At 43.6% G+C, this 25,981-nt stretch carries 23 protein-coding genes and 1 tRNA gene; 9 read left to right on the top strand and 15 right to left on the bottom strand.

Annotation, left to right across the window (positions count from 1 at the left end; all coding sequences use genetic code 11):
• The first annotated feature begins 1,299 nt into the window (after window positions 1-1,299).
• Window positions 1,300-2,082 (top strand): hypothetical protein, encoded by a 783-nt coding sequence (locus EO95_RS00785; protein ID WP_235282790.1) that lies wholly within the window; start codon window positions 1,300-1,302, stop codon window positions 2,080-2,082.
• Window positions 2,083-2,170: 88 nt separating this feature from the next.
• Here the strand turns inward: EO95_RS00785 and EO95_RS00780 are convergent, their stop codons facing one another.
• Genes EO95_RS00780 through EO95_RS17340 form a run of 3 tightly spaced genes read right to left on the bottom strand, consistent with a single transcriptional unit; the run spans window position 2,171 to window position 5,703 of the window.
• Window positions 2,171-3,913, bottom strand: a complete 1,743-nt coding sequence (locus EO95_RS00780) for a VWA domain-containing protein (RefSeq protein WP_048131354.1) — start codon at window positions 3,911-3,913, stop codon at window positions 2,171-2,173.
• A gap of 44 nt (window positions 3,914-3,957) precedes the next feature.
• The gene (locus EO95_RS00775) at window positions 3,958-5,469 is read right to left on the bottom strand and encodes an AAA family ATPase (protein ID WP_048131353.1); all 1,512 of its coding nucleotides are present in this window, start codon (window positions 5,467-5,469) and stop codon (window positions 3,958-3,960) included.
• A gap of 39 nt (window positions 5,470-5,508) precedes the next feature.
• On the bottom strand, window positions 5,509-5,703 hold the full coding sequence (locus EO95_RS17340) for a hypothetical protein (RefSeq protein WP_156161313.1): 195 nt from the start codon (window positions 5,701-5,703) through the stop codon (window positions 5,509-5,511).
• A gap of 211 nt (window positions 5,704-5,914) precedes the next feature.
• Between EO95_RS17340 and EO95_RS00770 the strand changes: the two genes are divergently transcribed.
• The gene (locus EO95_RS00770; protein ID WP_048131352.1) at window positions 5,915-6,658 is read left to right on the top strand and encodes a HesA/MoeB/ThiF family protein; all 744 of its coding nucleotides are present in this window, start codon (window positions 5,915-5,917) and stop codon (window positions 6,656-6,658) included.
• 282 nt (window positions 6,659-6,940) lie between these two features.
• Window positions 6,941-7,879, top strand: coding sequence for a hypothetical protein (locus EO95_RS00765; RefSeq protein ID WP_048131351.1), 939 nt, complete (start codon window positions 6,941-6,943; stop codon window positions 7,877-7,879).
• Between the two features lie 266 nt (window positions 7,880-8,145).
• On the opposite strand, the gene EO95_RS00760 is transcribed toward EO95_RS00765, so the two are convergent.
• Both EO95_RS00760 and EO95_RS00755 read right to left on the bottom strand, forming a co-directional pair.
• Window positions 8,146-8,631 carry a peroxiredoxin gene (locus tag EO95_RS00760; protein WP_048131350.1) on the bottom strand — a complete coding sequence of 162 codons (486 nt, stop codon included), beginning with the start codon at window positions 8,629-8,631 and terminating at the stop codon, window positions 8,146-8,148.
• 561 nt (window positions 8,632-9,192) lie between these two features.
• Window positions 9,193-9,266 (bottom strand) — tRNA-Thr (locus EO95_RS00755).
• 181 nt (window positions 9,267-9,447) lie between these two features.
• Here EO95_RS00755 and EO95_RS00750 point away from each other — a divergent pair.
• From EO95_RS00750 to EO95_RS00735, 4 genes are all read left to right on the top strand, one after another.
• Window positions 9,448-10,008 carry an aldolase gene (locus EO95_RS00750; RefSeq protein ID WP_200894965.1) on the top strand — a complete coding sequence of 187 codons (561 nt, stop codon included), beginning with the start codon at window positions 9,448-9,450 and terminating at the stop codon, window positions 10,006-10,008.
• A 215-nt stretch (window positions 10,009-10,223) separates the two neighbouring features.
• Window positions 10,224-10,835: a CDP-alcohol phosphatidyltransferase family protein gene (locus EO95_RS00745; RefSeq protein WP_048131348.1), complete on the top strand. Its 612-nt coding sequence runs from the start codon at window positions 10,224-10,226 to the stop codon at window positions 10,833-10,835.
• Window positions 10,836-10,968: 133 nt separating this feature from the next.
• Window positions 10,969-11,409: an archease gene (locus EO95_RS00740; protein WP_048131347.1), complete on the top strand. Its 441-nt coding sequence runs from the start codon at window positions 10,969-10,971 to the stop codon at window positions 11,407-11,409.
• Between the two features lie 542 nt (window positions 11,410-11,951).
• On the top strand, window positions 11,952-13,454 hold the full coding sequence (locus EO95_RS00735; RefSeq protein ID WP_048131346.1) for an RtcB family protein: 1,503 nt from the start codon (window positions 11,952-11,954) through the stop codon (window positions 13,452-13,454).
• A gap of 70 nt (window positions 13,455-13,524) precedes the next feature.
• On the opposite strand, the gene EO95_RS00730 is transcribed toward EO95_RS00735, so the two are convergent.
• From EO95_RS00730 to mtrE, 9 genes are all read right to left on the bottom strand, one after another.
• Window positions 13,525-14,655, bottom strand: a complete 1,131-nt coding sequence (locus EO95_RS00730) for a hypothetical protein (protein ID WP_048131364.1) — start codon at window positions 14,653-14,655, stop codon at window positions 13,525-13,527.
• A 1,150-nt stretch (window positions 14,656-15,805) separates the two neighbouring features.
• Window positions 15,806-16,756, bottom strand: coding sequence for a tetrahydromethanopterin S-methyltransferase subunit H (gene mtrH, locus EO95_RS00725; RefSeq protein ID WP_048131345.1), 951 nt, complete (start codon window positions 16,754-16,756; stop codon window positions 15,806-15,808).
• Window positions 16,757-16,768: 12 nt separating this feature from the next.
• Window positions 16,769-16,990, bottom strand: coding sequence for a tetrahydromethanopterin S-methyltransferase subunit MtrG (gene mtrG / locus EO95_RS00720; RefSeq protein WP_048131344.1), 222 nt, complete (start codon window positions 16,988-16,990; stop codon window positions 16,769-16,771).
• Window positions 16,991-17,007: 17 nt separating this feature from the next.
• On the bottom strand, window positions 17,008-17,232 hold the full coding sequence (mtrF, locus tag EO95_RS00715; protein ID WP_011020329.1) for a tetrahydromethanopterin S-methyltransferase subunit F: 225 nt from the start codon (window positions 17,230-17,232) through the stop codon (window positions 17,008-17,010).
• Window positions 17,232-17,954 carry a tetrahydromethanopterin S-methyltransferase subunit A gene (gene mtrA / locus EO95_RS00710; protein WP_048131343.1) on the bottom strand — a complete coding sequence of 241 codons (723 nt, stop codon included), beginning with the start codon at window positions 17,952-17,954 and terminating at the stop codon, window positions 17,232-17,234. Before mtrA ends, mtrF begins: the two co-directional genes overlap by 1 nt.
• Window position 17,955: 1 nt before the next feature.
• Window positions 17,956-18,282 (bottom strand): tetrahydromethanopterin S-methyltransferase subunit B, encoded by a 327-nt coding sequence (locus EO95_RS00705; RefSeq protein WP_048131342.1) that lies wholly within the window; start codon window positions 18,280-18,282, stop codon window positions 17,956-17,958.
• Window positions 18,279-19,082, bottom strand: a complete 804-nt coding sequence (gene mtrC, locus EO95_RS00700; RefSeq protein WP_048131341.1) for a tetrahydromethanopterin S-methyltransferase subunit MtrC — start codon at window positions 19,080-19,082, stop codon at window positions 18,279-18,281. Before mtrC ends, EO95_RS00705 begins: the two co-directional genes overlap by 4 nt.
• 2 nt (window positions 19,083-19,084) lie before the next feature.
• Entirely contained in the window at window positions 19,085-19,834 is a 750-nt protein-coding gene (gene mtrD, locus EO95_RS00695) for a tetrahydromethanopterin S-methyltransferase subunit D (protein ID WP_048131340.1), read from the bottom strand.
• Window positions 19,831-20,745: a tetrahydromethanopterin S-methyltransferase subunit E gene (mtrE, locus tag EO95_RS00690; RefSeq protein WP_048131339.1), complete on the bottom strand. Its 915-nt coding sequence runs from the start codon at window positions 20,743-20,745 to the stop codon at window positions 19,831-19,833. Before mtrE ends, mtrD begins: the two co-directional genes overlap by 4 nt.
• Before the next feature lie 780 nt (window positions 20,746-21,525).
• Here mtrE and EO95_RS00685 point away from each other — a divergent pair.
• Window positions 21,526-22,335, top strand: a complete 810-nt coding sequence (locus EO95_RS00685; RefSeq protein ID WP_048131338.1) for a sugar phosphate isomerase/epimerase family protein — start codon at window positions 21,526-21,528, stop codon at window positions 22,333-22,335.
• 74 nt (window positions 22,336-22,409) lie between these two features.
• Here the strand turns inward: EO95_RS00685 and EO95_RS00680 are convergent, their stop codons facing one another.
• A complete protein-coding gene (locus EO95_RS00680; RefSeq protein WP_048131337.1) occupies window positions 22,410-24,329 on the bottom strand; it encodes a sodium:solute symporter in 1,920 nt (639 codons plus the stop codon).
• Window positions 24,330-24,777: 448 nt separating this feature from the next.
• Between EO95_RS00680 and wtpA the strand changes: the two genes are divergently transcribed.
• Window positions 24,778-25,869 carry a tungstate ABC transporter substrate-binding protein WtpA gene (gene wtpA / locus EO95_RS00675; protein WP_048131336.1) on the top strand — a complete coding sequence of 364 codons (1,092 nt, stop codon included), beginning with the start codon at window positions 24,778-24,780 and terminating at the stop codon, window positions 25,867-25,869.
• Window positions 25,870-25,981 lie beyond the last annotated feature (112 nt).

The raw sequence follows: 25,981 nt of genomic DNA, 5'->3' as shown, positions 1-25,981 counted from the left end.
AGATGTGTATAAGAGACAGGTATAGAGTAGGGGAGCAGGGAAATCCCTTCAAAGCCCTTTTCTTCCAGTTTGCCCAATCTGTAAATCGTAGCTTTTCCGGCAGTTGTTTCGATGCTATCTCTTACCCCAAAGGGGTCCAGACCTTCTCTCATTGTATTTTCTACCTCCGGCAAAAATATGAAGTAAAGATAATTATGGATTAAAGATAATTGTGGATTAAAGATAATCATGGATTAAAGATAATCGTGAATAATGTTCTCTCATTAACTCTTTATCTTATGAAACTTCCTCTCTTTTATCCCTGAGACTATTTTATTCCTTCGGGCTTGTTATCTTCCTGTTTTTGGAGGCCGGAAGTTTATCACCCCTTCCCCCACCTGATGTCCGGTTCTCGGCATTCTATTTCAATTATATATTCAGGATATCTTTCATATATTCAGGATATCTTTTCCAGCGCTCCTTCGTTTTCAAGCACGTGCAGAACAAAAGGCAAGTTTTAAAGACAAATTTTAAAGACAAGTTTTTTTCTTATTTTTCCTGGAATTATGCTCAATTTATTTATATGCTATTCAATAATTCCCAATTTAATTATATGCTATCCAATATTATATGTTATCATCTATAATAATGATTGACCGTTTCAGCTTTCAAAAACTTGTCCATCAGGGTTCTGGGATATGAAGGTCCGGAATTATGTATCCCTTCATACTGTTGTAGCAGGGGCAGGGGTGAGATGGGCAGGAAGGGGATTGAAATCCAGGTAGAGATATATTAAAAAGTTTCTTCAAAATCCCTGAAATAGCCTGTTCTGTATTTTCAGGAGCTGGTCAACAGATTCCGGGCTTTCACAGCGTCCTGACTCTCTGATGAAGAGGGAAATGAATCTGAAAAAGAATGGGGACCCTTTATAATCGGGGGCATCAAAAAAAGAACGGGCGCCTTTTATAAGGGAATACCCCAAAAAAGAATGAATGGGGGCTGTTTATTATCAGTCGAATACCCCGCTAGCTTGCTGCGGGGTGCGCCAGCGCAACTTTGATTAAAGGAAAAAGCCCGTTTTATCCTTTTTCAATGTTGCTTTTTTTCTCAATACGACGTTTCGTTACTATCAGCGGTTAGGTATGACAGTTCAGGGTTTGCAATATTCCGCAATCTTCCGGCACGATAATTCGGGTTTAGCAGCAATGTGAACAGAAAAAGATATTAAACCCCGGCATGAAACCTGTTTATGTAATTACGAACCATATGTGTGGTAAATATGATACTGAAACCACTTCAGGCTATGAATGGTTTTGGTAGATGTTAGGTAATTCTTTCTTCATATCAGGCATGGATGTGATTTTCTTGCTCAATAACAAACAGGACATATTCAGGAGATTCTCAAGCTCCGGCTGCAGGCTCAGGAAAACCCCGGGGTCCGGGAAGGATTCCTTACGCGACTCTCTCATAGGGTTCTGTCCTGTAATTGACGCCGACTTTGTCGAGGTCCGCGAAGACCCTGCCTCCATCGAAGACGATTCTGTAGAAGCTGATTCTGCTGGACTGGACTCCGAACTGATTGAAAATCTCAGAGAATACCTTAGAACGAGATCTAAGGAGGAAATCACTGAAATCTTTGAAGAAATTCACAAAATCCTGGAAAGCAGGACTTCCGAAGGCAGATTTTCTAAAGACCCAATGGGGGAGTCGTCTGCTTCTGAAAAAGTGCGGATGAAGGATCTCCCGGGAAGAGCTTTCAGGACATTTACGAAAACTGCCTCCTTCGGAAAGGACCGGGTAATAAAAATTTCAAAAACCGTTTCTTCAAAAGCCTCAACAATAGCTTTCGAGGGGAAGGAGTCAGTAAAGGTCTCTTCGAAAAAACTCAATGACAGGTGGAGTAATCTAAGTCCCGGCGACCGCAAAATGATTTCTGAGGTTCTGATCACAGTGATCGAGATCGGGCTGCTCAGGAATTCCACCAAAGGCAGAAAGGCGGCATTTGTTGTTTTGTCAAGCATCTATAGGCATCAACCGCCCGGTAAGAAAGATCTGGAAGAGTTCATAGACGAGGTTAGCAGGCGTTTTAAGCGCAGGCATTAATTGTACATCTTCCCCTTTTTATAATGAAGCTGGAGATCTCGGAAATTCCGATCTGTATGGAAATTATCCTTTCAATTTACCCAACCAGTTAAAACATCCTCACAGGTCTGCTGATTGCTTTTATAAATCTTGCAGGACTTTCCTCAACCTGCCAGTTTCCGGCATCAGGAATAATATAGGTATGGTCTGAGACCTGGTCCAGCCCTCCTGCATCATAGTTTCCTATTATCAGGGAAAAGATGCGGGCTTTTCTTTTGGCTTTTATTTCATTCCATTCCCGGATAAGGGGTTTTTCTGAGAGTTCGGAGGCACCATCGGTCAGGAATAGGAGGTCTGCTCCCTGAAAGGTTTTCTCCTCTTTTACTGCTTTGAGCCCTGCCCGAAGAGCTGTGTTGAAGTCCGTGCCGCCCCCAAAAGTATACTTGAGAAACTCCAGAAACTCTTTGCCCATGCGTTTTTTATCCGTAAGCTCGATTTCAACTGTCTGCCATTTCGATGAAAAAAGAATTACTTTTACATCCCTATTTTCTCTTAACATCCTCCTCGCAATTGCCAGGACCACGGCTTTTGCAAGAATCTCGGGGGCTCCCCGCATGGAAGCAGAGGTATCAACCAGGGCGACAACAGGTCCTTTTCTCTTTTTTCCTGCAGAGTTCGAGTTCCAGTTTTTCCCTCTGAGCTGGTATGTAAGGAGCTTTTCTTCGAGCATATCCGCATAGAACTTGAGTTTCAGGACCGGGTTTTTGAGTTTTACGGCTTCTATCGGAAGCAGGGTCTGGATTTCACCTGAAAAGGTAATTGAGTGCACTTCACTTTTGCTGTGCGGCGACAATTGCAGTTTCTTTGAGCCGTACTCAAGCTCAATTCTGCCAACCTGTTCGAGAATCTCATTCAGGTCATAACTTTTCCTGAGGATTGCCGCATACTTTTCAAGGTTTTCAAAGTACTCCCTGTGCAGAGCCTGTAAGGAGTAGTCCCACATTCTTCCCGGAAAGAGCATGGAGAGGATCTCAAGCATTTCTAAGTGGTCCTCGAGGGCAGGGATAAGCTCCTCAAGCTTTGCAGCTATCTTTTCTCCTATTACAGAGTCAACCACTTCTCCAGCCTTTTCGCTGAACATGAATTCCCGGGTAATTGAGGCAAGTCTTTCCGACGCCGCCTTGTTTTCAGGCTCCTGATCCTGGTTATCCTCTGACCGGTTTCCAGCATTTCTAAGATAATTTCCCTTATTCTCTTCTGTTCCCTGGTTATTCTTGCCTTCTCTCTTTCTGTCCTGCCATTCGTTCGCATTTCTCTGCCAGTCAGAGTATTTAGGGCTTTCAGCCCTTTCCAGCCTGCTCCTTTCCCATACAGCCTGAGTTTCACTGATCAGCTCTTTCAGGGCTTTCAGACTTTTTTCCAGTCCTTTCTGGGATTTCCTGAACAAATCCGGTTCTACTTTTTTGTAATCATCAAGAAGCGTAAAAAGTTCTTCCAGCAGACTTTTCAGGATAAAAATCCCTGCCATCCGGTTGGTTCCTGCAAGGATTTTTATTTCTTCCCATGCCTGCTGGTTTCTCATGCTAAGGAAGATCGGATAAAAAACCCCGAATTTTTCCATAAAGCGTTTTTCGTCCTTTATTTCGTAGTCTTTTTCTGAGAGGAGTTCATAAATAAGCACCTCTGCAATCTCTTCTCTGAGCCCGTGAGGCACTTTTCGGGGAGTTGCCAGGAATTCCCGTAGTTCAATATTCAATATCGTAGAGGGGTTAAACGCCTGATCAAAAGATAATGCCCGTTTTGATCCGGAAAGATCTTCGAAATCTCTTCTCGAGCTTTTCAGGTTCTGCATATTTTTTGTTTCCTGCCTTTTTCGGGTTTTCAGGAACCACCTTTTCAGGCGACTTCTGCTTTTTCGAGTTCTACATCGAATATTTTAGGTTTTTCTAGCAGGGTCCGGATTTCGTTCAGATGGCTTGCAATCTCGTAAATATCCGTGTTTTTTGAGCGGTATTTCATCAGGATTTCCTTGCTGTCCTGTCCGGAAACCCAGATGTTTTCCCTGAGGATTTCCTCAAGGGCTTTTTCTTCTTCCTGCACCTGCTTTCTAAAGTAGTTCAGCCTTTCCTCAAGGTTTTCGTACTCTTTTTCGTAGAGTTTCTTGTCTCCGTAGTCCAGGCTGAGCTTGAACTCAAAACCGTTCCTCCGGCGGAACTGCTCTGCCACGGCTTCGAAGCTCAGCGCCCCGTTAATGTTGCTGTACTCAAGCCCGAAACTGTAGGTGTGGGTCGGAAATTCGGTATGGTGTTTTAAAAAATCAAGGGCATTATTGAATGTGAGACTCTTCGGGGCTTTCGCCCCCGTAAACCTGGAAGTCCTCATGCCGCCTGTCGTCTTTTTCTCTTCTTCAAAGCACTTATTACAGGACACAGGGTCCGGAAGTTCCTGCTGCAGGCAGATGTAAACAGAATTTCTAAGGTCAAGCACATTCTGTTTGAGCTTTCCGGTATCAGTGCCTCCGTAGACAACTCTATCCAGGATAAGTTTCCTGATAGTTTCCTTCTGTTCGGGGAGGTCCCAGAGCATGTGCTGGAGCAGGACAACAGTCATCCTGTTTACGCTTGTGTGCCCGTTTACGGCTGAAGCGACCCTGAGCACATTTATAATCTTCTTCCAGCGCCTGTCCGAAACGAAGATATTGGAATTCTTAAGCTCTCTTCTCAGCCCTCTTATAATTGCCCGGACCTCAGGGTCTACACTCATATCCCTTGCTTTTTTCCGGATTTCCCTTATATCTTCAATTGAGAGTTTTGTTGAAGGCAGGAAGTCCTCCGTATTTTCGAAAATGAGGTCCTCAAGGTTTTCTTCATTCTGAATATAGTCCACACTATACCTGAAAAGGAACCTGTCGTAAAGGGCTTCAAGGCTTTCGTCTTCTTCGGGCAGTTCGTTGGAAGCCCCAAATACGGAAAAGAGAGGGACATCCATAACCTCCTTGCCGTTATGGTATTTCCTCTCGTTCAGAACTGTCAGAAGGCTGTTTAAGATAGAGCTGTTCGCCTTGAAAATTTCGTCAAGAAGGGCGATATGTGCAGTTGGCAGGTAGCCTTCTACCCTCCGGCTGAATTCGTCCTTCTCAAGCGCCTTTAGAGAAAGCGGTCCAAATACTTCTTCCGGAGTGGAAAAACGAGTAAGGAGATAATGGAAAAAGTTCCCTCCTTCGATAGTTTCGCAGATTTTGTTTGCAAGCAGGGTTTTTGCAGTTCCCGGAGGACCCAGCAAAAGAATGTGTTCTCCCGAGAGCAGGGCAAGAAGAGAACCGTTGATTTCAGCATCTCGTTCTTTAAAGTAGCCAGAGAATTCCTGTTTAATATTGAGGATATTATTTTTCAAATCCCGAACTTTCATAAATTTCAAAACCTTTATAAATATCTCTTTTCCAGCATCTCATCTGTAAGCCTGTAAAAGGGCTTTGCAATAATAAGCAGCAGTACCCGGGTCCAGTAATCTTAAAAATGATCTAACTATTTTTATGGGCCTTGCCTTAATTAATTTTTCCAAAACAAATTCTGATTCGTAACCCCTGGTATGCCTGCGGGTTATCCCCCTCTTTGCAGTGATATATCTTTTTGCCTTAAACACTGGAATCTGAAGTATTCTCTTTAATCAAAGTTTAATCAACTTCAAGGTTTAATCAAAGCTTCCATTCCTTGCCTTTCCTCGGCTGTCCGAAGAGGTTATGCATTAAGAAGTCAATCACTACTGGAATGGTTTTAACTTCTCTGGATAATATCATTTTCAGAGACTGGCCAACAAAATCAATATTCGAGACGAATATTCTGGAAGATCTTTCATGAATGATTTTGAGCGTGAAAAATACAGCCGGCAAATCCTTCTTTTTGGAGAAGAGGGGCAGGAAAAGCTGAAGAATGCTAAAGTACTGGTTGTCGGTGCAGGCGGACTCGGAAGCCCAATTTCTACATATCTCGCAATAGCCGGGGTCGGAAAAATAATTCTTGCAGATTTTGATTCTGTGGATCTCAGTAACCTGAACAGGCAGTTTCTCCACCATGAGAAGGATATTGGGAGGGCAAAGGTTGAATCCGCAAAGGAAAAGCTTCTTTCCATGAATCCCGGAATTGAGGTTGAAATCATTGGAGAAATGCTTGCCGAATCAAACATCGAATCCCTGATTCCTGAATGTGATATTATTGTCGATGCCCTTGATAACCTCGAAACCAGGCATCTGCTTAACAGGCTTGCCGTAAAAAGGAGAATTCCATTTATTCATGGGGCGGTTACAGGGTATGACGGTCAGGTCACTACGATAATTCCTGGAAAAACTCCTTGCTTTTACTGTATTTTTCCGCGAATTTCCAAAAAAGAAGTTTTTCCGATTTTGGGTGCAACTCCGGGTATTATAGGCTCTATTCAGGCAAATGAAGTAATTAAGTTTCTGACTGGAAAAGGAAAGCTTCTGGAAGGCCGCCTTCTGTTCTGGAATGGGCTTTCAGGACATTTCAGTGAAATCTCTCTCTCGAAGTTAAATAATTGTCCGGTTTGTGGATCTCTTAATGAATTAACTGATAATATGTGAAAATAACTGATAATAATTGAAAATAACTGATAATAAGTACAAATATGTGAAAATAAGTGAAAATGCGTGAAAATACGTATAAATAAGTGAAAATAACTGAAAATAACTGAAAAAGAATAAGATATCTGCCTTTTCTCAGGAAGGGTAAACCTTTGTTTCAAGATGAAATAAGCAGGATTCCCGTCACTTCAGTGGCGGGTAGTTGACTTTCCTGCCTGTTGATCATTTTTTATATATCCTTAATAATAATATCTTATGGGATATGTCAAAGGGGGATATTTCATGAAACGAAAGGTTCCGCCAGTTGAGGGCAAAGGCGGCAATTGGCAAGATTATTCAGGCTCATTGTCTAAGGGATTTCAAGATCTTAATCCATATGCACCTTATTTCTCTTATGCTTCTGTCCCGAACGTTCCTTACCTTGACCTTGGAATCTATCGAGAATCCAGGGTTAAGTCGTTGATAAAGGTACACAGTAAGGATATGTACCGGCTGCTCGGGAAGGTTAATTTTGATGGAAAATACTACCGGGTAAAGTGTGTAAATTCCGGGGAATGGGAATGCTGCTGGGACCTGGCGGTCAGGGTTCAGTTTTTTGGAAAAATGCAGGGGATGGTTCTTTATCCCAAACGTCTGGTTTCCAGGAAAGAAAAAAAGATTATTTACAGGTCCATAATCCTTGTTAACCCTTACCAGCTCTGGGACGAGGCTCTTGTAAACAAATTCTGGAACTTGCAGGAGAGAGTAGAATTCCTTATAGCCAGAATCCTTTTTCATGAGTGCATTCATCTTATGATCTCGCTTGGAAATATCCTGCCTTCAGGTTTCGGAAATACGGATATCTATCTTGAGTTCAGAAAGATGCTTGAGATCTCCAACTCTAAAAAACTGTCATCTGAACGTCATGAGGTGCAGTTCCGCCTCTGGAATCTTGTCCTTTTTGGAGCTTCAGGTTCCGAAAGTGAACAAACATTGCTCGAAAGAGTTCAGGAGATCTATGAATTTCTTATTAATGAAAAATATAGTAACCAGAAAACGGGTAATGTTTTTCATTCCCCTTCTAACAATGAAAAAATAACCCGGAAATACATCTGGGTGGCAGCTGTCAAAGCCGGAGGTGATGTCCAGGTCAGCAAAAATGTATGGAAGGTGGAAGTCCGCAGGCTCAGCATTGCACTGAAAGGGTTGTATAATGGGATTGATGCGCTGCTTGGCAATTGAGCAGGATGACTCATCTTTTCCTTCTGTTTCTCCTCTTTCTTATCCACATTGACCTCTTCTTTCCCAGTTTCTGCAGATCTCTTCAAAAAATGACATTATTCTTCTCTTGTGAATATCAATGGCCAAAAATGATGAATTAGTCGACAAGAAGGCCCTAAAAATAAAATTAAGATTGCTTAATTTCAGTCGAATATCCGCACCTTGCTGTGGGGTGCGCCAGCATAACTTTGATTGACAAATTATTGGTGCTCAGAAAAATCTCTAAATTACAGAGACATCTGTGGAAGGTCAGATCTTTCCAGGACTTTTGCTATTTCATCCATATCGGGAAGTTCATGAACCAGATATCTTTTGAAGAATATCACTCTATGTTCCTCATCAATAATTATGTTCGCCCTGTCAGAAACTCCTTCTTTTTCTCTGAATATGCCATATTTTTTGGCAACCTTACCATGTGGCCAGAAATCCGAAAGAAGTCTGATGTGTTTAATCCCCAGTTCCATGGCCCAGGCTCTCTTTGATGGTATGGGGTCTACGCTTATACCAAACGCCACTGTGTTCAGTCTGGTGAACAATTCCTGGTTGTTCTCCAGGGATCTTATTTGTTCTGCACAGACGTTTGTCCAGGCAAGAGGATGGAATGATAAGAGCACCTTCCTGTCTTTTAATTCATAGAGATGCACTTCTTTCTCCTTATGGTCTCTTAACCTGAAATCCTGAATTTTATCCCCGATTTTTATCTCATTCATCATAATTCCTCCTTTAATAAAATCATTTATTTAATAATAACTTTTGTTTATTAAAATCTTTTAGTTATCCAATTTTTATGTGTTTGCCGATATTGATTCGTTATTCCGGAAATCATGAAAAAAGGAGCAAAAAGGGCTATTATTGTTTTATCTCTTATGCTCAACATATTAGATCAGTTTCAAAACATCTGATCTGTTTGACCGCTCCAACTCCGAAATGAAAACAAACATGAAATTCTTCAAATAACAGGCACAAAGAAATGAAAGTACTTTTCAAATCACATTACTTTCATGCCAAATAAAAAGATCTCTTTTTCAACTTTATCAATATCAAGCAATATTCAGAGCGAGAACTTTCAGAGCTGAGATATTTTTTAAAATACTGGGTTGGCTCAGTCTCTCAGTAAAACAGTGATCAACAAAATTCAAAATTAATTCCTTATTTACATCAAAAATAGAGGCGTAATTTAAAGATTTTAACTTTTCCTGAAGACTTAATTTCTAAATTGTTATGTCCACACTCTCACTATTCCTGAAAGTGGACTTTAAACACTTTTTTTATAAAGCCTCGTGCGTGATTCGAACACGCGACCTAGTGATTACAAGTCACTCGCTCTACCGGGCTGAGCCAACGAGGCGCAATGAAGCTGACAGCAAACTTATCTAAATACAATACTCACAGATAAACTTTATGGCAGAATCTCCCTTTCGGGAGTTTGTCGCAATGTTTTAACTGTCTGCCTTTTCCCTGTTTTTGTTGTTTTCAGAATGTTGCGGCGCATAAACCTTATGGCATTCTTTCTCTATATCTCACATAAGATGTGGCAGGAAATGGCAAAATACGGGCGCAAGCTGGTAGAACACGGGCTTGTGGAATCAAATTTTGGGAATATCAGTGTCAGAGCCGGGGATAAGATGCTTATTACCCGGAGCGGAACTGCCCTTGATGAGATCACCGGCGATAATGTTGTTGAGGTCGATATTCAGGATACTTCATCCCTGGATATAATTGCATCTTCCGAGACTGTAGTGCATAGGGAAATCTACAGGAAGACCTCTGCTCTTGCAATAATTCACGCCCACTGTCCTTATGCAGTGGTGGAGTCCCTGCTTGCCGGCCCCGGAGAGGTGATCGTTCCTGTGGATAGTGAAGGGCAGTACTTCCTTGGGAATATCCCTGTGGTAAGCGGCGGGATCGGGAGCCCGGAACTTGCCGAAAACCTGGCAGATGCTCTTTCAGGGCACAGGGGGGCTGTGGTCTTCAGCCATGGGACTTTTGCCATCGGAAGGACTTCCGGAGAGGCGTATATTGTGACAACGCAGCTTGAGCACTCCTGCAGAATAAAGTACCTGTATGAGCTTGCAGCTGTAAAAAAGTGAAAATAAACAGTATAAAGTGAGTTAAGTAAGTATTATCTATGGAGTGCACTGATAATCAAACATACAGCCTTAAGTATAAATATCAAAAGGCAGGTAAACAAGGAAATAATATAAATAAGTAGATTCAAATCGGCATAAGACGCAGGATAAGCTGCTATTCTTTCAGGCCTGTCTTCTATAACGGATATACAACTAAAAGGAAGATCCCAAGTACCATGACATTTAATGCCCTGAGACCCGTTGCCTCGAGAGTTATTGACCCGCTGGCAGATTTTTTCATAAAATATGAGGTCTCACCTGATACGATTTCCATAGTTTCCCTGATCTGTGCTTTCTTTGCGGGGCTCAGTTTTTATTATTCTCCTGTATATAACGAACTCACCCTATTAGCAGGCATCCTGGTAGTGTTTAACTCACTTTTCGATGCCCTTGATGGGGTAATTGCACGCAAATCCAACAGGGCAACACCGAGGGGTGATTTCCTCGACCATGTAATTGACCGCTATTCGGACGTGTTTATTATCTGCAGCATTTTTTTTGCAGGTTATGTGTCCTGGCAGATAGGGGTTGCGGCAATCGTGGGCGTGCTTCTTACGAGTTATCTCGGGACTCAGGCCCAGGCACTCAATCTCGGAAGATATTACGGAGGGATCATGGGCAGGGCTGACCGTCTTGTGGTCATAATCCTTGCCGCCTTCGCCAATTCGTTTTATCCTGCTTCGATTGTAGGTTTTACCATCCTTGGCTGGGCTGTTATCCTGATTGCTGTGACCAGCCACATTACTGCAGTCCAGCGGATTATTTATATCTGGAATAGGCTGGACTGATACCTTTCAGCGTTTTTTGATTTTAGCTGGTTTCAGGGTTCAGCCGGCGAAATCGTTTTTAAATCTTTTTGATGCCTGAAAACAGGCTCCTGAGGCGGATAGGTTAATGTAAGACAAAACCCAATACTGGACTATGTCGTCTCAAGGAAAAAAGTATGAGTATCTGGAACACACTGCAGATGTAAAGTTCCTTGCCTATGGAAATACTCTGGAAGAGGTATTTGAAAACTCAGCTCTTGCTATGTTCAATGTTATAATTGATACGGGGAAGGTTTCAGGAGAGACGGCTAGAGATGTTTCCCTTAAGTCCCCTGATCTGGAATCTCTGCTTGTGGACTGGCTTTCTGAGCTTTTATATCTTTTTGAGGTCGATGAGATTGTTTTCTGGAAGTTCCGGGTAGAGGAAATCAGGGAAGAAGAAGGCGAGTACTCAATAAAAGCCCTGGCATCAGGTGAAAAATACTATCCTGGAAGCCATCCCTTTGAAACTGAAATTAAGGCTGTCACTTATAATCAGCTGGAACTCGAGAAGACTGCCGCCGGCTGGAAGGCTCAGGTTGTTGTTGATATTTAAGGAGCAGTAGTTTTTGATTTCTTTACGTATGGCTGGAATGTATAGCTGCTTTTTGATTTCTTTATGTATGGCTGGAATGTATGGCTGCTATGCATGACTCTCATGTATGCCTCTTGTTTATTTCTATTATTTCACGCCATACATATCTTCATGTACGTGAATTATTATCCTATTCTGCACTATAAATCTGGGGTGAATTTTTATATGCTAAATTTACCTATCCCACTTAACCGGTTAAGTGAGTTTAAACAGCCAAATTTAAGTTAACTCGCTATATTAACTAATTAATTCAATCAGGTTCTTGCGGCTTGTTATTATCGAGCTATACTCGTTCCAGGCATTTTGTAAAATTCCTGGTCTTTAATGCAGTCTGAAACAGTGTATCTTATTTGTGTTTCCGGAGTAATTTGTAGATCATCAAGGAAACGTAAGGTAAATGGGTAATTTCAGGATTATATTCATATCGGGATTATATTAATATCAGGGTTATATTAATATCAGAATTATATTCATAACACGTAAAGGAGCAGGGAGTATCAATTATGGTAGAGAGTGAAGATATCGGTACTGAGGAATTGGGTACGGAAAATGTACACCGAGACATAAATAGCATGGTCCGGAAGCTTTCCGATAATAGCTGGGAAATCCCAAGAGGGCACATTCCTAATATGAGGGTTCCAGGGCGCCTGTTTGTATCTGAAAATTTACTTGGAAGCATTGAGCCCGGTACTATCGACCAGATTGCAAACGTTGCAACTCTTCCTGGCATTCAGAAATATTCCATGGCAATGCCTGATGCCCACCTCGGCTACGGTTTTGCTATAGGAGGCGTTGCCGCTTTTGATGCAGAGGAAGGAGTTATCAGCCCCGGTGGAGTGGGTTTTGATATCAATTGCGGGGTACGGCTAATCCGCACAAACCTTCAAAAGGAAGATGTAGTTCCTGAAATAAAAAGGCTGACTGATGAGCTTTTTAATAATATACCTTCAGGTGTCGGATCCAAAAGCCGGTTCAGGGCTTCTGACCGGGAACTTGACAGTGCGTTTCTTGAGGGTGCAAAGTGGGCAGTAGAAGCCGGGTATGGTGTGGAAGCGGATGTGGAACACTGCGAGGGGAATGGCTACCTGGAAGGAGCAGATATTTCTCATGTGAGCGCAAAGGCAAGGACCCGCGGAAAACCTCAGATAGGAACTCTCGGGAGCGGCAACCACTTTCTTGAAGTCCAGTATGTGGACGAGATTTATGACAATGAAGTGGCTTCCGCCTTCGGACTTGAAGAAGGCCAGGTTACGGTAATGATCCACTGCGGGTCAAGAGGCGCAGGGCATCAGGTCTGCACGGACCATCTAAAAGAACTCTCTCAGGCTGTGAAAAAGTACGGGATTGAAATTCCGGACAAGCAGCTTGCCTGTGCTCCGGCTCAGTCAAGGGAAGCACAGAACTATTTCAAAGCTATGCTCTGCGCTGCAAACTATGCCTGGGCAAACAGGCAGATGATCACTCACTGGACACGCGAGTCTTTTGAAAAGGTATTTGGCAGGGACGCCGATGACCTGGGAATGAGCCTCCTGTATGACGTTGCTCATAATGTAGCAAAACTGGAAGAACATACTATTGACGGCAGGAAAAAAGAGGTTTACGTGCACAGAAAAGGGGCAACAAGAGCATTTCCCTCAGGACACCCGGAAGTTCCAGCCGCATACAGGGACGTGGGACAGCCGGTTTTAATTCCCGGAAGCATGGGAACACCTTCTTTCATACTCTGCGGTGCAAAAGAGGCTATGGACGTTTCTTTCGGCAGTGCCTGTCACGGAGCCGGGAGGATTATGAGCAGGGCTCATGCAAAGAAAGAGTTCCATGGTCAGAGCATAAAAGAGAACCTTGAAGCCCACGGAATCACTGTAAGGGCAACTCACCCTTCAGTAATTGCTGAAGAAGCTCCTGGCGTGTACAAGTCCAGCAGTGAGGTAGTAAATGTCGTGCATGAACTTGGTATTGCCCGCAAGGTTGCAAGAGTAATCCCACTTGGGGTCGCAAAAGGTTAAACTGGCAGAAATTTAACCTTCTTTTTTATTTTTTCCAGATTCTTTGAGCAGCCCGTCTTTCTCAGGAGTTTTAGTCTTTTGAACAGAAATCAGGTTCTCTGAATTCTTCCATTCCATATAAGTCGGAGCTGTCTGCAGATTGGTGTTCTTTATAAAACCTGAACACGATCATACTTGAATATGAAGAAGTTACAAAAGGTGTACCGTTTTCTCTGAATATATTTGAAAAATATTCTGCAAGGTTATGGATAACGTTTTCATTTTTGAAATCATGATAGATGGTTACTGATTCTTTTTCTGGTTCAAGACAGATTTCTATATTCTTTACCAGTTGGGTTGTCAGGTACATCTTCCTGAAGTAAACCAGTAAATCTGGAAGAGACATTTCGCTTATTGATTGTTTGCACAGGCGTTCCAGTATCTTTGTCGGGTTCGGGACATCACCGGCTGCAAAAGTTTCGAACTGGGTTCGGTGCAAAGTCACAAGGTTGTATCTTTCAACATTGTATGTATTCATTAACTGGGTCCAGAACTCTGTATTATCGTCAAGTTCTCTGCAGACTATATCAAGGCAACCAAAGTGTTTTCGGATCCCTGGCATGGTCTCATTAAGAGACACTGAGAGGTTCTTTTTGAATGAGATCTGGGTTGAATTTGCCCGTCTGAAAATGTGTTCCACATCAAGCTGTTTCCATCTGGCCAGAAAATGGGCTATAAGCTGGGCAAAAAACTCTCTGCTGTTTATGGTGGCATTGGAAATGAGTATAAGGGCAGACTCAGGGTTGTGGATATCCTCACACTTGATTGATGTTCTGATTGTCCACTGGTAGTTTCTGGAAACCTTGTTAAGGTAGTCCTCTAGTTCTCTCATATCACTAATTTCAAAAGGATTGATTAGCTCATTAACCAGCTCTTCATCCGTAAGCCTTCCTTTTGTATTCCTGAAAAGCCATTCGAGCATTGTTTTATTTATAATGATATTTTCCCCGTTCTTGATTGTGTCGTTCAGTTCTTCTTTTGCGGGGGTTTCTTTTAAAAATATAATTGCTTCATCAATGCTTTTATGATACATAAGTGCTGTATCTGCAATTTCAATTGTGTCCCTGACTGCGGCGCTAAGATTCCCGTCATTGGCGTCTAGAAGGGGCTGCAACTTTTTAAGGTATTTATCATCAAGGGATATATTTTTTCTGATCAGCATATTTTCACCCAAGATGGTCTGGCTTTCCGGTCCTTTATGCTACGATCCATAGTCTGTGCCCCTGATACGAATGGCTTTTTTATCTCTTCCGGCTCAAAGCTTAGAAAATTTGTTTTATCATATATAATATATTATTTTAAAATCTAAAAATCTTTATCAGTAGTTTATATAATGGTAAGTGCTACCGAATATTAAATCTTTCTGTTTAGTGCCATTTTTTGATAATTTTTGTAAATTTATATTATTCTTCAGGAAGGTTAGTCAATCTGCAGTTACACATAATATTCCCTGTTTGGAACTTCTGACAAATCCATCTGCTTCATTATTTTCGGTTCATTACTGTATGGCCCGCATCAGGTAGAACTTTCCTCCCATGTACTAAAGTGGGGAAGTGACACCGTATCTAAAACAGATAATATCAGTTCACAATTCTTTATATATATATGTAAAACAGTGTACGACATGTAAATTAAATAAATTAGAATGTGAATGGGGGCTCGAATAGCCTTGAGAATCAGGTTACTTATTCCCTATATGCTCACAGTTTGTATGGTCTTTGTTGTCCTCTCCAGTTTCTAAAGACACTGGTTAACTCTCTGACAAATGGTGAGTCTGGAAATGGATTTGTATACCTTCTGATTGGGTGGGGGTTCTGTATAAACATCCCGTCAGGACTTTACATATCCTTAATAATCTGATCTTCTACAGGGCATATTTGTTCCCCAACAAAAGCGAGTTGGGAGTGGATTCATCGTATCTGGCAGGCTCTTTAATACTTCCTCGTCTGTCAGGTACTTTCCTTATAATAAATAATCTGAGAATACAAAAAATTCTTTCAGGTTTAACTTTTTCTCTGTTGTTTTTTCTCTGTTGTTTTTTCTCTGTTTAAGTTTCTTTTTCTCTCATAATTTTTCTCTCATAATTTTTCTTTACTACTTGAAGGAGAAATAATTCCACGAGAAAGGTACCTTTAGGACTGGTGTACCTTCAGGGGCTGGTATGGCCTCACAGTTACCTCTACTATGGACTGGGAATGATGAGAAAACTTTGAAATAAATTACTGAATCCACGGTAAAACAAAAAAAGAAAAAGCAAAGAGAAAACGCCTCTTTGCTTCTGGATCTTGCGATCCCTTTAATATATTTTGAACTTACGTCAGTTTGGTGACCGGGTGGTTAGCCAGGTCGGCAATCTCAACGCCAAGTTCCTTTGCGGTTTCGCCAAGCATGATGTCTACCATGGCTACAGCCGGGAAAATCTGGTTGACGTTTTCGATAGGACCGTAGAGCAGGAAGTCAGAACCTGCAATCTGGGCTACCAGGTTGGTACCAATGTCTGTAGGCATGTAGATTGCTTTTGGGTCAGGCTGGGTTTTCTTGAATTTCCGGAGCCAGTCCCAGGCTGAGGCCATGTTGTGGTATCCGCCGCCTACAGGAAGGCCGAGCTTTCCTTTGATTGTTGGCACTGAGCGGATTGTTGCGCCAGAACCTGCGCCAAGGGGCATTGCAGCAACGTCGATAAGGGGAATCTTGATTCCACATTCCTCAGCGACCTGGAGCATACCTTTAGTCTGCCCGGAACCACCGACTTCAAGGATGTCAAGCTTTCCTTTTACGGTTGGGTCGGTTGCGTTGAAAGCCAGGACAATTGCGGCTTCCACATCGCTCTCTGCGAGTACGTCCATTTCTGACTGTTCAATACTTGCATTGATGGAGTTATGGATTGCCCTGTTTGCAACTCCGATTTCAGTACAGTACTTTGCTGCGAATGCACGCACTTCTCCGGCTGAGGAGTCGATCAGGAAGGGGGTCCTGTCGTCGATCCCAACGAACCAGTCGATGTAATTCTTGATTGCTTCGGGGGTTTCACCCACGATCTGGTTTACGTAGGGGTTTCCGGTGGCGTCGCTCATTGACACCTGGGTGTTCCACAGAGTTTCTGCAGCGGCTCTGTCAAAGAGACCTTTGTCCTCATCGGTCACGATCTTGTGCCTTGCATAGAACATGGTACTGACTAACACGGTTGGGTATTCACCCGGCTGCCCGCCGAACTTAACTCCACCTACTTCGTAAACTTCCTGTTTCTTGTCAAACTTGAACATTTTGATCCCTCATTATATTGTGAACATTGATGATACCGAGACATAGATCAGGAAGAGAAGCAGTCCTACCACTGCACCGTACAGAATTCCTATGTCTCTTCCTACCTTCTTTCCGATCCTCTGTGCAACTTCACTGTTGACAAACTCAACCTTTTCATCGATCTTTTCGAGCCTTTTCATTACTTCGTTAAACTCAGCTGGATCTACAAACGCTGCTGGTGCTTTTCCATCCATAGTTTCACCTCTCAAGCTTAGAGACCGGCCATTAACGGGAGTATGATCACCATCAGCAGTGAAAAGAGGAAGCCTGCGGCAAAGCCAATTATTCCGGTGGACATTACCCCGGAATCCAGCTTCTGGTTCCTCGCAATCAGCTGTGCTCTGTACCGAATGCTCTCAACAGTAGCATCAATTGCGCCCATCTGAGGGTTGAGCACCATTGGCACTCCTTTTCCGTATTCTTCTGCCATTCTCATTACCTCCCGAGCAGTAATAACCCAAGCAGGGATATGGTTACTGTCAACCCGATCATGGCGCCTTCAATCTTTCCTGCATGAATCCCTGAGTGGAACTTGTTCAAGTTTCCTATGTCAAGCATCCGGGCTTCAATGCCTTTCAACCTGCTGCGGATGACTGCAATCTCACCGGAGACCGGCCTGACGACTCCGCCCTCTTCTTCTTCTTCTCCCTCTTCGCTGATTTCCACAACCATTGGTTCTGCATCAAAGGCACCAGGGTCCTTTGATACAAGTTCCCTTACCTTGGCTGTGATTGCACCCATGTCTTCTGTGTCCAGCAGGTTTACGGTCTGGACCTGCTGCTGGAAGCGGGCAACTATATCATCGTTCAGGTTTTCTACATACGGAATAGCACCTACAGCACCTACAATTCTATGGTCTTTTACACCATTTGCATGGATGCTGAGCACTGCCTGTCCTGTAACGTGCCCTTTTACTTCAGCTCCGGTTACAACCAGGAACCTGATATTGGGGTTTGAAATTACGTGGGCAACGACCTTCTCTATACCCAGGTTTTCGGTTTTACAGGATCCAGTAACTGCTGCTCCTGCATCGAGAATTGGCTTTCCGGGAAGGTGTGACGCACAGGTAATGACTGCGACACAGCTCTTTACATCGCCTACTTCATATTCTCCTTTCAGGATTGGCCATCCCGGTGCGGGCTCTCTTTTATTTACCATTTTACATACCTCCCTCGATCAGTCTCTGTATGAATATGATCAGGGCAAGCAGCCCGCTGAAGGCAAGACCTAAAACGACTCCGTAGAAAGAGTTCCCATAAATTCCTGCCATATAGGAGGTGTTTTCACGGCCGGGCCATGAGTTCATGAGCGGTTTGCTGGGCGAAAGTGAGTTTAACAGATCTTCTGCAATTAAGTCCAGTTTGTCCATTCTCTCAAAGACAGGTTCCATGGAATAGAGAACCGAGTCTGCCCTTTCTTCTGCTACAACTGCAGTGTCAGGGTCCATGACCAGGTGTACTTCGGGAGCTATGCGAATCATGCTCATTGCAATTCCTCCGCACTGGGCAGCAGCCCGGTTCCAACAACCGCGTGTGCATCTCTCTTGACAAGTCCATAGTACTTCATAAAGGCAAAAGCCCAGATAATAAGTCCTACAAAGATGTTTAATCCGGCTGCCATCAGTCCTTCATGGAGTGAAGATGCAAAACCTGCAATAACTACTGCGATGGCTGCCTTTTCAACAGCTAACATGAGAGTTCTGTCCTGTTTCTCATCAGGACCGAGGTTAGCATTGAAGGGGTGAAGGATTCCCATGCCGCCTATGATAAAGATCAGTGCAATGTATCCATTTGCGACTACGTTCTCAATAACTGGGCCATATGTGAATTCCCCTGCAATGACAACGCTTAATCCTATAATTGCCAGGGTTCCTGCACCTGCAATTTCCACCATGGCTTGTTCCATAATGGGGATGCCCATTCCGATTACCTTGTTTGCAAGGACACCGATAATGGCACCTATAACTGCGGCTGCAATAAAGGACACTATGGGTCCTGCAATGCCTCCTACGGAAAGCCCGAACAGGGCAGCGACAATTCCCATACCAAGGGCGATCATACCAATGGATGGAACCCCGGTACCAAGACCGTAGCTTGCAACACGGCGAACCGCATCAGCACCCCATACAATGGCGCAGATTGCTCCAAGGCCTCCGAAGAAGGAAAATGCTGGAGGCATGAAGTGGCCCAGGTAAATCCCTGCGAGACCGCCGACTGCACCAATAGCCATTATTGTTTGTTGAGGATACCCGCCTTTGGCTCCTCCTCCTGCTCCACCTGCAGACATTTTTAGATACCTCCGAGCTGTGAAATTGCGATTACTGCCACAATGGCACAGAATATCGTTGCTATAAAGGAAGATATTACCGCCTTTGGCCACTTCTTCCACTTGGGGTCGTGGAAACCTTCGATTGTACCTCCGATGTTATAGGAGGGAATCACAGCGTTCACGAAGAAGATGCCTATTGCGAACATTGCAGCAATTCCTACAAGTTCATTCCCTGTAACCGAAGAGCTTGCGCCTGCGCTGAGACCTGCAGTAATACCCACTTCTATAAGAGAATAATATATGAGGGCTCCGCCGATTCCACCAAGGCAGCCGCCAATTACACCACTGACAAATGAGACTGTTGGAAGTCCGTGCCCCTCAGTACCCTGGGAGACATACAGGTCCTGTCTGTATTTTGTAATAGGGTCGACTTTTACCTTTGCTGAGGAAGGCACACAGCCCACACCGTAGACGTAGACCCAGGTTCCGACGATCATGGTTACAGCAATCATGATCATTGCCCCTACTGCACCCGAGGCAAGAATTAAGGGAAGATCCTTTGTCACGTTCATCATGAACCCGGCACTGACAAGTCCTGTCAGACCTGCTCCGGCTGCCAGTTGCACGGTACCAGTACCGATACCGGTTGCCTGAGCCATAGCTGCAGGTGCACCACCCACAGGCACGAAGTGGACACTCCAGGAAATCAGGACGCCACCAATTACAATGAATGCCATCCAAATGATATTAGCCATAAGGGCGTCAATCATGCTGAAGCCTCCTCGGTTTTGTCTTCTTTGTAAGGCCCAAATGCCTTGCGAGCTTCGACTTCAATCTTCCAGTTCCAGATAATTAAGATAAGGACAATGGCGACACCTGCGATAACAGAGAACCAACCCTGTGTGAGGCCTTTAGCAGGATCAAAAATAGTGGTAACCCAGCTACCAAGGAATACAGTCATACCAAAAGCAATGCCTGTGACAGGACCTCCGAACTTGGCACAGAACCAGGAGTTATCGTACCCGTTTCTGATCCCGGATTCTCCATATCTGACAATGTTTCCCGAGTTTGAAGCATTGAGCCCGGAACCGAACTCGAACTGCTGGAATTCACGCTCTGCCCCGTAGTGGACGTCACCTGTAGATGAACCAATTGCACCTACTGTAATACCCCAGATAAAGGCAAGCATGGTTAGCGGGAATGGATGTCCAAGCACGACGGTCATCATATAAGATACAATAAGGATACAGAAAGTTGTTATGAATGCGTATCCCATGATTACCGGGGTGTGACTTCTTATCATATCCAGATAAATTGGCTGCTTGAAGCGCCTCTGGCTGGCTGAACGGCCCATTACAGAGGTGACGGCAAAGGTGCCGTGGACGCATGCTGCAACAAGGGAACCGATTACCAGTGCAAAGAGTGGAGATAAAGTAAATTCACTTATTAATACTGTAGCTACGGCTGCACCTACCGAGCACATTAACGCGTTTGAGGGTGGTTCCCCCGATACCGCTTTATTATATATTCTGTGCGGAAACATCATTTGGGGGGCTAACTGGACCTGTGAGTTGGGATTACTCTGGGATCCGACATCGGATTCGAGGTCCTCTGAGGCACCTGCAATGGTTGCAGCTACGCCAATAAGTGCCAGCACTCCCATGCCTATGAGTGGTTCCATTCATTTTCCTCCTTTATGTTATTAACATGTTAATAAGCTGGATTCAAAAACGTTATACATTTTTTTAAAAACGTCTGCCATCTCATTGCAAATAAAAATGATGATGACGAGCATTAAATTTTGGATTAGAGAGGATCATTCATAAACCTTTCGAATTAAGGACGCTTTTAAAATATTATTATATGATTATATATTATACAATCAATTTTATAAGATGTATTGGACCGGCTAAAATAAACAAAATTCCATATATATAAAAAAAAATAAATTATACTTTCTCCAGTATCATATAAAGATTCCGATTGTTACGAATGAATTTTTTTATTTATTTTTAATAATATATTATCTATTTTTATAATAATGGGTTATCACAACGTGGTTTTTATATTACTAACTTTTATAAAATGTAAATCTCACCAATATCCTTTATTTTTTTCAGGGACAAAAAGGACATTTTTCCGTTTTATAACTTTTAATTATTTTCTATTGTCCGTCTTCTCAGTAAAAATATATTCTTCAGGACACAACTATCTATTTATTTAGAAACTATTTATTAATTCTTTTAATAAGAAGGGCTGGTAACAATTTATTATATATAAATATGTTGGCTATATTTCCGTCTTTATAGCAATTTAAAGCCTTCTGCCCCGGGTTACATGCAAATCTCATCTTTTTTTCCGTCAGGGCACAAGCTCTGTCATAAATTTGCACAGTTTTGCCGTTTTCTGGTTGTTACGAGCACCGCAAAAGAACTTTATATCTGGTTTCCTTGCTAAATGTGTGATTTTCGGAGCTTCATCCTTTGCTGGTTCCCTTCAGGAACTAAAGGAAAATGTGGGGTCTATAGAATTATATGTCCCTAAACTGGGAATTTATAATGGTTCGGTACTTGAAAAGAAAGAACTTGAGCGTATCCTTGACGAAATGTCAGCATACTATTTCGCAGGCACTGTTCACGCCCCCTATTCTGCAGCAGATCCTAAGTACCCTGCAGCCCTGCAGGTGGATACTGCAAAAATGGGGGACAGAGAGTTTACTCTCCTTGAAGAGTCCATGTCAATTGCAAACAAAATAGGGTCTCATGTAGTGGTGCTGCACCCTGGCAGAGTTGGGACTGAGAGAGAAAAATCCTTTGCTTCAATGGTCAATAACCTCAAATTTCTTGCCTCTCTGGCTGAAGACTATGGAGTTAAGCTGGGGCTTGAAAATAAGGAAGGGACAGATCCCTCGAACTTTTGCTGTGAAGCAGAAGAACTTTCTCGGACCATTGAAATTGTGAACTCCGACCATCTTAAGGCTACTTTTGATATCGGGCACGCGAACCTCACCTGTGGGGGAGACTCTGAAAAACTCAGGACGTTTGTCCGGACCCTGCAGAAACATATTATTCACCTTCATTTGCATGACAACAGTGGGCAGTGGACTGAAAAATATGATGGGGACGAACATATGGTGCCAGGGGAGGGATGCGTCGATTTTTCGGTCCTCAAACTGCTTTCCGACTACAGGGGTGTCTATAACCTGGAAGTCTTCTCCCTGGAAGATGTTCAGCTTGGGAAAAAAATCGTTGAAAAAGCTCTATATTCTTGAAGCGGTTAAATTCCAAAAAAGAAATAAATGGCCGGGGTCTGTTAAGAACCTCAGCCTTTCTTAATAACCCTTTTTTAGTAAAAGTCCAGTTTAACTCCTTTCTGGCCAAGCACTTTTTTAAGCTCTTCATAAGCTGTAAAAAGCTCTTTTTTCTGTCTTCCAACGGTTTCAAGTTTTGGTTCGGCTTTGAGCCAGATATCCCGCTCTCCGCTTCCCCTTGTAACAGCTACGCAGGCAAGCATGTCTCCATGGGTCAGCCTGTATACGGAATCAAGCCCTGTTGGAGTAACCCATGCCGGGGAGCTGGTTTTTAGCCTTTCCACAAGTTCGTGCCAGGTGAGAGTTCCTGAAGCCCGGAGGTTAAGCTGAAGGTGGGTGCGCTCCCCTGCAATGTTCTCATCCACGTTTTTGAGGAAAGCACTGTATGAGGGGTCTGCCTCATTGATCTCACGTGTTTCGTAGCGGGCAAGCTCTTCGGCTTCCTCTTCGAAAAAGGGCGCAAGATTAACCCTGCTTGAGGGCTTTGTCATAAGGGAGATCCCGAAGAAGGCAATGGCACTCAGGCCCATTCCCACAATAACACCGTGGCTCATCAGGGCCGGATGGATTGTTTCAAGGTAATAAGGTGCCATGGGAGGAGTCCTTATTAAGTCCAGGGCTACAAGGGTTACCTGGACTGCAAATCCTACCAGCATCCCTGCAAAAGCTCCTTCTTTCGTAGCTCTTTTCCAGTACAGGCCTCCCATGAGAGGGAAGAAGTAGGAAGCGCTTGCAATAAAGGTTGCAATATGAATTGCATCGATTATATTGGGGATTACAAATGAGCCTGCAGTCGCAGCAAGCACAATAATAAGCACACTGATCCTGTTTACAACCAGCATTTCCTTCATTGTAGCATCAGGCTTTATGTATCTCTGGTAAATGTCCCTTGAGATACAGGATGCTCCTGAGGTTGCAAAAGTGTCCGCACATGACATGGAAGCTGCTGCAAGCCCGATTGCGCTGAGGGCTATTACCAGGGGGGCTGAGGCGAAACGTTCACTGACAAAGGCAAGAAGCGCAGGTTCTGCCAGAGCCATTCCTGCAGGAAAACCCATTCCTGCTATTTCAGGGTAAATGGCGTTGAGAGCTATTGCAATTACAGCACATGCCGCGAAAACTACAGTGATCATAAGGGATCCTATGATCATCCCAAGACGGGCTGATTTTGCATCCCTTGCAGCCCATACCTTTTGCCAGGGGTCCTGTTCTGTGATCCAGCCCGGGATGATTGCCAGCACAAAGATAAGAACCATGGGAATGCCAATTGAGAAGGGGTTCCACCACGTAGCCGGAACGTTTCCGAAAAGCTCTGAGCTGCTTATTGCAGGAGTATTAAGGCCTCCATCAGCTACTGCTCCTACTGCGGCAAAAGCCATTGCTATTGTGAAGATCGCAAGGAAACCAAACTGGACAACATCTGTCCAGACTACCGCCGAAAGCCCGCCCAGGGTTACGTAAAGGGAGACTGCAATTGCAACGATGGCTGCAGCATAAAGAGGATCAAGGCCGTAGAAGACCTGGAGCACCAGGGAGAGCCCTGTAACATCTGCTACCGCAAAAAGAATCATCACTACAGTAATGATCAGGGCAATCGGCCATCGGACTGCGCTGCCATAGCGCTGTTCCAGAAGTTCGGGTTGTGTGATTGCAGGCAGGTTCTTGATCTTCCCCACAAGTATTGCAATGATAAGAAGGGCGAGGATGTTGGGGGCGACAAAAGCCCATATAGAACCCATTCCCTGCAGCATGTAAAACCCGATAACCGCAAGAAGTCCTCCGGCTGTCAGCCATGATGCTGCAGCTGAAAATCCGAGGGCTGAGGGGCCAATCCGGCGTCCCGCAAGCCAGAAGTCAGTAACAGATTTCTGTTTTTTATTAAAGTACCAGCCAATAGCCACAAGTCCGGCTATGTAGACCGCAAGCAACGTCAAGAATATATTATAACCATCCATAAGGACACCTTTAAAAGGATCAAATAATGTATATGAGTACTATCCATTTTATAGAAATTTTTCCTGAAAATATCACAATCATTCAGGAGTACTTTGCTTTTATATATTCTCATCTTATTAAATATGGGTAAGTAAATTTTACTTCAATTCTACTATTTTATTTATTCCTTGGATGTTTTACGAGCTGCCTTTTTCAAATAAATACAAGTTAACTTGGGTTTCATTCTTTTCGATTCTTGATTTTCGATTCTTGATTTTTGATTCTTGATTTTTGATTCTTGATTTTAATTCTGAATTACATTTTTTTTATATGGACCGTTTTTTCGCATGGAAAACGCTTTTTTAAGCCTCTACTCCTTCTTTTTTGTTTATCCAGGCTCCCTTTATGTGAAAACGTGGTAGTTTTACTCAAAAGGTTTATATCTGTTATGTTAAAGACCACATAACCATGAAAGGTAAAATCGAAGTTTTCAAGGTAATCGCGGTTTTCTTAATCCTGATTACTATATTTGGAGGCCTTGGATGCGTTGACAACCAGGCAGAGGGCGAAAGTGCCGGAACAATGGAAAATGGTTCTGGAAATCCTTCTTCAGGTTCAGGAGAAGTCCTGACGATTTTCCATGCCGGAAGCCTGAGTGTGCCCTTTGAGGAGCTTGAAGCCGAGTTCGAAGCCCAGCATCCGGGGGTTGATGTTCAGCGGGAAGCTGCAGGGAGTGCTCAGAGTGTAAGAAAGATCACCGAACTTGGAAAGCAGGCTGATGTTCTGGCATCTGCGGATTATGTCCTGATCCCATCCTTGATGATGCCGGAATATGCGGACTGGTATGCGGCTTTTGCAAGAAACCAGATCGTAATCGCTTACACGAATGAAAGCATGTACAGCGACGAGATCAATGCAAACAACTGGTATGAGATCCTCAGGCGTCCCGGGGTAACCTACGGCTTTTCTAACCCTAACGACGATCCATGCGGCTACAGGACTCAGATGGTGACACAGCTCGCAGAGTTCTATTACGATAACAGCACGATCTATGACGACCTGATCCTGAATAAGACTGGCATGACTGCCACAACAGAGGAAAACGGGACAGTTCTGGTACACGTCCCTGCATCCGAAGCCCTCTCTCCTGACACCAGCAAGATCATGCTCAGGAGTATGGAAGTTGAACTTTCTTCTGCCCTTGAGACCGGGGAAATCGACTATTTCTATATCTACAGGAGTGTTGCTGTCCAGCACGGCTTTGAATACGTGGAGCTCCCACCTGAAATTGATCTGGGGTCTATCGAATATGCTGACAATTACTCGAAAGTCCAGGTGGAAATGGCAAACGGAGAAGTAGTTACGGGATCTCCTATCGTTTACGGTGTAACAATTCCCAAAAATGCGAAAAACCCGGAACTTGCCACTGAATTCGTAAAACTCCTCCTCGATGAGCCTGGTCAGCAGATTTTCATAGAGAACGGACAGCCTCCGATTGTCCCTGCCATTTCCGAAGGAAAAGATAAAATGCCTGAAGAATTGCAGGCTCTTGTGGAATAAAGATGAACTCTCCCTGGTCCGGAAACCTGTTTCAAACACCTCTGATAAGGTGAACTTCAGAATTCAGGGACTCAGGGAATTACTTAAAAACAAAAACGGCAGTAAAAGGGTA

Origin of the sequence: Methanosarcina sp. 1.H.T.1A.1 (assembly GCF_000979295.1) — an archaeon.
Classification (GTDB): domain Archaea; phylum Halobacteriota; class Methanosarcinia; order Methanosarcinales; family Methanosarcinaceae; genus Methanosarcina.
Note: the sequence above shows the minus strand (reverse complement) of the source record. Positions and strands in the feature narration are given on the sequence as shown.

What these genes read in the sequence shown, in the direction of transcription:
- mtrF (WP_011020329.1), bottom strand. Translation starts at nt 17,232, where the DNA reads ATGAGAATGGCAGAAGAATACGGAAAAGGAGTGCCAATGGTGCTCAAC.
- mtrA (WP_048131343.1), bottom strand. Translation starts at nt 17,954, where the DNA reads ATGGTAAATAAAAGAGAGCCCGCACCGGGATGGCCAATCCTGAAAGGA.
- EO95_RS00770 (WP_048131352.1), top strand. Translation starts at nt 5,915, where the DNA reads ATGAATGATTTTGAGCGTGAAAAATACAGCCGGCAAATCCTTCTTTTT.
- EO95_RS00775 (WP_048131353.1), bottom strand. Translation starts at nt 5,469, where the DNA reads ATGAAAGTTCGGGATTTGAAAAATAATATCCTCAATATTAAACAGGAA.
- EO95_RS00745 (WP_048131348.1), top strand. Translation starts at nt 10,224, where the DNA reads ATGACATTTAATGCCCTGAGACCCGTTGCCTCGAGAGTTATTGACCCG.
- mtrC (WP_048131341.1), bottom strand. Translation starts at nt 19,082, where the DNA reads ATGTCTGCAGGTGGAGCAGGAGGAGGAGCCAAAGGCGGGTATCCTCAA.
- mtrE (WP_048131339.1), bottom strand. Translation starts at nt 20,745, where the DNA reads ATGGAACCACTCATAGGCATGGGAGTGCTGGCACTTATTGGCGTAGCT.
- EO95_RS00740 (WP_048131347.1), top strand. Translation starts at nt 10,969, where the DNA reads ATGTCGTCTCAAGGAAAAAAGTATGAGTATCTGGAACACACTGCAGAT.
- mtrG (WP_048131344.1), bottom strand. Translation starts at nt 16,990, where the DNA reads ATGGATGGAAAAGCACCAGCAGCGTTTGTAGATCCAGCTGAGTTTAAC.
- EO95_RS00780 (WP_048131354.1), bottom strand. Translation starts at nt 3,913, where the DNA reads ATGCAGAACCTGAAAAGCTCGAGAAGAGATTTCGAAGATCTTTCCGGA.
- EO95_RS00750 (WP_200894965.1), top strand. Translation starts at nt 9,448, where the DNA reads ATGTGGCAGGAAATGGCAAAATACGGGCGCAAGCTGGTAGAACACGGG.
- EO95_RS00730 (WP_048131364.1), bottom strand. Translation starts at nt 14,655, where the DNA reads ATGCTGATCAGAAAAAATATATCCCTTGATGATAAATACCTTAAAAAG.
- EO95_RS00680 (WP_048131337.1), bottom strand. Translation starts at nt 24,329, where the DNA reads ATGGATGGTTATAATATATTCTTGACGTTGCTTGCGGTCTACATAGCC.
- mtrH (WP_048131345.1), bottom strand. Translation starts at nt 16,756, where the DNA reads ATGTTCAAGTTTGACAAGAAACAGGAAGTTTACGAAGTAGGTGGAGTT.
- EO95_RS00760 (WP_048131350.1), bottom strand. Translation starts at nt 8,631, where the DNA reads ATGATGAATGAGATAAAAATCGGGGATAAAATTCAGGATTTCAGGTTA.
- EO95_RS00785 (WP_235282790.1), top strand. Translation starts at nt 1,300, where the DNA reads ATGTTAGGTAATTCTTTCTTCATATCAGGCATGGATGTGATTTTCTTG.
- EO95_RS00705 (WP_048131342.1), bottom strand. Translation starts at nt 18,282, where the DNA reads ATGAGCATGATTCGCATAGCTCCCGAAGTACACCTGGTCATGGACCCT.
- wtpA (WP_048131336.1), top strand. Translation starts at nt 24,778, where the DNA reads ATGAAAGGTAAAATCGAAGTTTTCAAGGTAATCGCGGTTTTCTTAATC.
- EO95_RS00765 (WP_048131351.1), top strand. Translation starts at nt 6,941, where the DNA reads ATGAAACGAAAGGTTCCGCCAGTTGAGGGCAAAGGCGGCAATTGGCAA.
- mtrD (WP_048131340.1), bottom strand. Translation starts at nt 19,834, where the DNA reads ATGATTGACGCCCTTATGGCTAATATCATTTGGATGGCATTCATTGTA.
- EO95_RS00735 (WP_048131346.1), top strand. Translation starts at nt 11,952, where the DNA reads ATGGTAGAGAGTGAAGATATCGGTACTGAGGAATTGGGTACGGAAAAT.